Below are 6,000 nucleotides of genomic sequence, written 5' to 3' on the forward strand. Positions count from 1 at the left end.
CTTTGCCAGATGGGTCATCAGTAGTCAAGGGCATGAAAAAGGCGTTAAATGCCGGCGCCCATTGCGGAAATCTGAATGGGGATGGGCCCCTCCTCTGCGGGCCGGCATTACTTCCGGGAACTTCTCATGCGTAGACAGGCGATGGCGTGGTCGATCCAGCTGGCGTTGATGGGCCTTGCCGCTTCTGCGGCGGCCCAGGCTCCGGCCTCCTCTCCGGTACGGCAGCTCGATGCGGTACAGGTCACCGGCTCACGCATTCCGCGCGCCCAGGTCGAGGGCCCCGCCCCGATCACGGTGATCGACGCCGAACAGATCCGTTCCAGCGGCTTCACCACCGTGCCGGACGTGCTGCGGGCAATGACCCAGAACGGCGGCGAGACGCAGAGCCAGCAATCCTCCAGCGGCGCCGACTTCTCGCCGGGTGCGCAGCAGGTCGACCTGCGCGGGCTGGGGCCCAACCACACCCTGGTGCTGGTCAACGGCCGCCGCATCGCCGATTTCCCGATGCCGTTCCAGGGCCGCAGCAACTTCACCGACGTGTCCAACATTCCGCTGGGCATGATCGACCGCATCGAAGTGCTGACCGGCAGCGCCTCGGCCATCTATGGTTCGGACGCGATCGCCGGCGTGGTCAACTTCATCCTCAAGAAGAAGGCCGACGGCACCACGGTCGACGTGCGCATGGGCACCACCAGTGAGGGCGGTGGCGATTCCTTCGACATGAGCCTGTCCAGCGGGTTCAGCACGGGCCGCTTCAATGCGGTGTACAGCGTGGAGCTGCAGTCGCAGACGCCGCTGTGGGCCTATGAGCGCGACATCCAGGATTCGACCCAGGACGGGCCGACCGAGGGCTCGCGCATCGCCCGCCGTGCCTACCTGCGCACCGACTACAACGATGACTACCTGGATCCGGGCGCGGCCACCTGCGATGCCCTGAGCGGACAGAACCAGGGCAGCACCTACCATGCCTTCCGCCCCCGCTATGGCTACTACTGCGGCAGCGACGCGTCGATCGGCTACGGCACCATCCTCAGCAAGCGCCGCGGCGCCAACGGCTATGCCTCGCTGAGCTATGACTTCGACAACGGCCAGCAGTGGTTCGCCGACGTGCAGATGGGTTACCACACGCTGGCGCTGATGCGCGACGTGACGTCGTGGGGCCGCATGGCCGCCGACGGCGACGAGTCGGGCTACTTCAGCAATGAAGCCACTGGCGAAATCGAGTTCTGGCAGCGTCAGTTCTCGCCCGAGGAAATGGGTGGCCTGCGCAACGCGATGGTGCGCAGCACGCAGAAGACCTTCAGCGTGACCACCGGCTTCAAGGGCAACCTGGCCGGCAACTGGGATTACGAAGCGGCGTTGAGCCATTCGCAGTACCAGTCGCGGATCAGCTGGCCGCAGATCATCGCCGGCAGGGCCAACGACCTGTTCCTGGGCCCGCAGCTGGGCGAGGACGATGACGGCTTCCCGATCTACAACGCTGACCCGTCGCGGCTGTACCGCCCGCTGACCCGCGCCGAGTACGACGCGATCGCCGCACGCACCACCTATACCCCGAAGTCCCGCACCGAGACGGCCGCCCTCACCCTGACCAACGGCTCGCTGTTCGCCCTGCCCGGCGGCGATGCCGGTTTTGCCGCGACCGTGGAAGTGGGCCAGCAGGCCTACGCGCTGAATCCCGATCCGCTGGCGACCCAGTACTACTACTACAGCTGGAAGGATTCCGACGGCAAGGGTTCGCGCAACCGCTGGGCAACGGCCGCCGAGCTGCGCATGCCGCTGCACGAGACGATCAACCTGAGCGTGGCCGGTCGCTATGACCAGTACCGCTACTCCGGCCACACGATCGGCAAGGCGACCTGGAGCGGCGGCCTTGAGTGGCGCCCGGTCGAGAGCCTGCTGGTGCGCGGCTCGTACGGCACGGCCTTCCGCGCCCCGGACCTGCACTACGTGTTTGCCGGCCCCGGCAACGACGAGACCAGCGCCGAGGACCTGTACAGCTGCCGCGCCGAACAGGCCGACGACTGCTCGGACTACGAGCGCAACGTCATCCGCAGCCGCAGCGGCAACCGCGAGCTGGACCCGGAGACCAGCACCTCGTGGAGCGCAGGCTTCGTCTGGTCGCCGGCCGCAGGGCTGGATCTTTCGGTGGATTGGTTCGACATCGACATGCGCAGGCAGGTGCAGGACATGGACGTGCGCACGATACTGGCCAGTGAAGCGAACTGCCGCTTGGGCGACGCCGACATCACGTCACCGACCTGCGTGGACGCACTGGCGCGGGTGACACGGACCGCCGACGGCCGCCTGTACGGGGTGCACGTGAATCCGATCAACGTGGCACGCGAGTCGACCTCAGGCATCGATGCGGGCCTGCGCTACCGCCTGCAGACCGGTATCGGTGACTTCATCTTCAACGGCAGCCACACCTGGGTGAAGAAGCACGATTTCCAGCGCTACACCGGCGATGCGATCGAGGACCAGTTCGCGGTGAACAGCGGCTTCGACATCCCGCGCACCAAGAGCAGCGTCAGTGTGACGTGGGAAAAAGATGCGTGGTCGGCCACCGTGTACGGTTCGCGACTGGGCAAGCTGCCCACCTCGGACAGCTACGACCAGGTGTTCGACTGGGACAGCGGCGACAGCCCGTACATCAGGGCCACGTACCGCTACAACGCGTCGGTGCAGTATCGCTTCGACGACCACTCGCGCCTGTCTCTGTCTGTGGTCAACGTGTTCAACAAGATGCCGCCGAAGGACGCCACATACACGGCGTACCCGTACTACGACGTCTCCTGGTTCGACAGCGTGGGCCGCACGATCAATCTGCAGTACACGCACAAGTTCGGCGGCAGCGCGCTGTAAGGCGTGCCGCTGCATTGAACTCAGGCGGGAAGACGGCGGCGCAGGCCTCCGTCCCCTTCCGCGTGCAGTTCCGCTCAGGACGTAGACTGCGCCGGCTCCGCAAAGCGCCAGAAAACACGGACCACATCAATCATCTGTCCATGCAGTTCGTCGTACCGGGCAATCACCCCCGGCGCGAACGTCGCATTACCATTCGCGTCCAGCGGAACCGGCTCCCCCAGCGCGCGGGCCATGTCGATGTAGAGGTAATGCGTATCACCGTAGGGACGCTTGCTGTCCATCAGCATCACTGCTCTCCCCAGCGTGCGGGTGTTCATGCTTCGCAGCAGTGCAAGGTGTTCCGGTGACACCGCGACCACTTCATCGCCCCGGGAGCCAGTCGTGGCCGCGGTCAGGACGTAGCGACCGGGCTCAAGCCTTCCCCCGACGATGAAGCTGGATGCGATCCGGGCAAGCCGTCTGGCAAGGGCCTGCCCCTCATCGGTGCGTCGTCCTGCTGGCTCCCGGCAGATACGGCCCAGTGCTGCATAGGCGATCAGTGCCTCTGGATCCTCCGGGTCAACAGAGTCCAGGTAGATACCTCCGCTTTCGCTGAAGTCCGCTTCGGGTCGCAACCGCTCGCGCATGGCACTCAACAGGCTGACGGCAGTGCACTCCGGGGCTGATGCACTCCCTCGTGCAGGCCGCACGACCATGTATTGGCAGCCGTAGGCCAGAAGCAACCCGAGGGCCGCGATCGCCACTACCCACCCATACGTTCGCGTCGTCATAGCAACTCTCCGGGTCGCGCACAGGCATGATGCCGACCGTGTCAGTGGAAGGGCCGGAGGCCAGCCTGAAGCAGCACCGCGCCGCGCACCATGCAACAAGTCCGAAATCGGAATCTGCTGTTGGCCGTGGTTTTCCACACCACGCGTGGAAAGCGATGGGGGCTTGGTGTGGACAAGTAGGCGAGAGCCTTGCGCCTCAGGCGTTTCCATGCGTGGTGATTTTTTGTCCACGACTGCGATTGTTTTCCACACGCAGCGTGGAAGGCAATGGGAACTTGATGTGGACAAGTGGGTAAGAGCGTTGTCGCGCAGGCGTTTCGAAGCGTGGCGAAAATTTATCCACGCTGCGCGGACAAGCTTCTGTAGAGTCGAGCCCATGCTCGGCTTCGGCTGGCATCAGCCGGGCATGGGCTCGGCTCTACAGCGGCACGCTGGGTTTTCCACACCGCGCGTGGAAAGCGGTGGGGGTTTGATGTGGACAAGTGTGTGCGAACGTTGCGCTGCAGGCGTTTCAGAGCATGGTCAATTTTTGTCCAGCGCAGGGACGGATGCCGGAAACGCGGACGCCCCGCTCGGGGCGGGGCGTCCGGGGTCGATCCGATGCCGCTGGATCAGACGTTGAAGCGGAAGTGCAGCACGTCGCCTTCCTGCACGCGGTATTCCTTGCCTTCCAGGCGCAGGCGACCGGCTTCCTTGGCACCGGCTTCGCCCTTGTACTTGATGAAGTCGTCATACGCGATGGTTTCGGCGCGGATGAAGCCCTTCTCGAAGTCGGTGTGGATGACCGCGGCGGCCTGCGGGGCAGTGGCACCCTTGCGCACGGTCCAGGCGCGGACTTCCTTCACGCCGGCAGTGAAGTAGGTCTGCAGGCCCAGCAGGCTGTAGGCCGCGTTGATCACGCGGTTCAGGCCCGGCTCGCTCAGGCCCAGGTCGGCCAGGAACGTGTCGCGATCCTCATCGTCAAGCTGCGACAGTTCTTCCTCGATCGCGGCAGACACCGGTACCACCTGCGCGCCCTCGGCGGCAGCGTGCGCGCGCACGGCTTCCAGGTGCGGGTTGTTCTCGAACCCGTCCTCCAGCACGTTGGCGATGTACATCACCGGCTTCAGGGTCAGCAGGAACAGGTCGCGCACCAGCGCCTTCTCTTCCTCGTCCAGACCCACCGAACGGCCGGACTTGCCGTCAGACAGCGCAGCCTGCAGCTTGGCCAGCACCGGCTTGCGCGCGGCGGCCTCCTTGTCGCCACCCTTGGCAGCGCGCTCGGCGCGGTTCAGCGCCTTCTCGACGCTGTCCAGATCAGCCAGGGCCAGTTCGGTATCGATGGTTTCGATATCCGAAATGGGATCGACCTTGTTGTTGACATGGATGACGTCGGCGTTCTCGAAGCAGCGCACCACGTGGGTGATCGCATCGACTTCGCGGATGTGCGCGAGGAACTTGTTGCCCAGTCCTTCGCCGCTGGCAGCACCGGCGACCAGGCCGGCGATGTCGACGAATTCCACGGCGGTCGGAATGACCTTCTGCGGGTTGATGATCGCTGCCAGCTCGTTCAGGCGCGGGTCCGGCACCGGCACGATGCCGACGTTCGGTTCGATGGTGCAGAACGGGAAGTTCGCCGCGGCGATGCCCGCCTTGGTCAGCGCGTTGAACAGGGTCGACTTGCCGACGTTGGGCAGGCCGACGATGCCGCATTTGATACCCATCTTTGACAACCTCTGGGGTGAAATTGATTGGGAAAACAGCGCGCGCGCCGCTTTCCCAAGCTGTTTCAATCGATCATTGCGGGTGCCAACCGGGGTTGGCAGCTACTTCGGGGTGTTCAGGCGCTTCATCGCTTCATTGAAATCGCCCTGTACGGCCAGCGGCATCACGTCGATCGCATCGTCGATGGCGCGCGCGATCAGCAGGTCGTCGTCCTTGGACGGGCGGCCCAGCACCCAGCCCACCACGCGATCCTTGTGGCCGGGATGGCCGATGCCCACGCGCAGGCGATGGAACTTGCCGTGACCCAGCAGGCGGATGGTGTCACGCAGGCCATTCTGGCCGCCATGACCGCCGTCGAACTTGAGCCGCGCCACACCGGGCGGGAGGTCCAGTTCATCATGCGCCAACAGGGTTTCCTCGGGCTCGATCTTCCAGAACCGCTGCGCGGCGGTGACCGATTTGCCACTGAGGTTCATGAAAGTGGCAGGCTTGAGCAGCCATACCGTCTGCCCGGCGATCTCGACCTTGGCGGTCTCGCCGAACAGCTTGCTGTCCACGTTCCATCGCGCCCCTGCCTTTTCCGCCAGGGCCTCAACGAAATGAAACCCGGCATTGTGCCGGGTCCGGGCGTGCTCCGATCCGGGATTGCCCAGACCGACGA

The 6,000-nt window shown here is 64.7% G+C and carries 4 protein-coding genes; 1 reads left to right on the forward strand and 3 read right to left on the reverse strand.

Features of this window, described 5'->3' with window-relative positions; all coding sequences use genetic code 11:
• Positions 1–126: 126 nt before the first annotated feature.
• Positions 127–2,865, forward strand: a complete 2,739-nt coding sequence (locus tag N5J29_RS16745) for a TonB-dependent receptor (protein WP_164153089.1) — start codon at positions 127–129, stop codon at positions 2,863–2,865.
• 74 nt (positions 2,866–2,939) lie between these two features.
• Here N5J29_RS16745 and N5J29_RS16750 read toward each other — a convergent pair whose 3' ends face one another.
• From N5J29_RS16750 to pth, 3 genes are all read right to left on the reverse strand, one after another.
• Complete coding sequence (locus N5J29_RS16750; RefSeq protein WP_164153090.1) at positions 2,940–3,491, reverse strand: hypothetical protein; 552 nt, start codon at positions 3,489–3,491, stop codon at positions 2,940–2,942.
• Between the two features lie 755 nt (positions 3,492–4,246).
• Positions 4,247–5,338: a redox-regulated ATPase YchF gene (gene ychF / locus N5J29_RS16755; protein WP_053520317.1), complete on the reverse strand. Its 1,092-nt coding sequence runs from the start codon at positions 5,336–5,338 to the stop codon at positions 4,247–4,249.
• 102 nt (positions 5,339–5,440) lie between these two features.
• On the reverse strand, positions 5,441–6,000 hold a 560-nt coding region (pth, locus tag N5J29_RS16760), incomplete at its 5' end, for an aminoacyl-tRNA hydrolase (protein WP_279924484.1).

The organism is Stenotrophomonas sp. GD03680, from assembly GCF_029844625.1.
GTDB lineage: Bacteria > Pseudomonadota > Gammaproteobacteria > Xanthomonadales > Xanthomonadaceae > Stenotrophomonas > Stenotrophomonas maltophilia_P.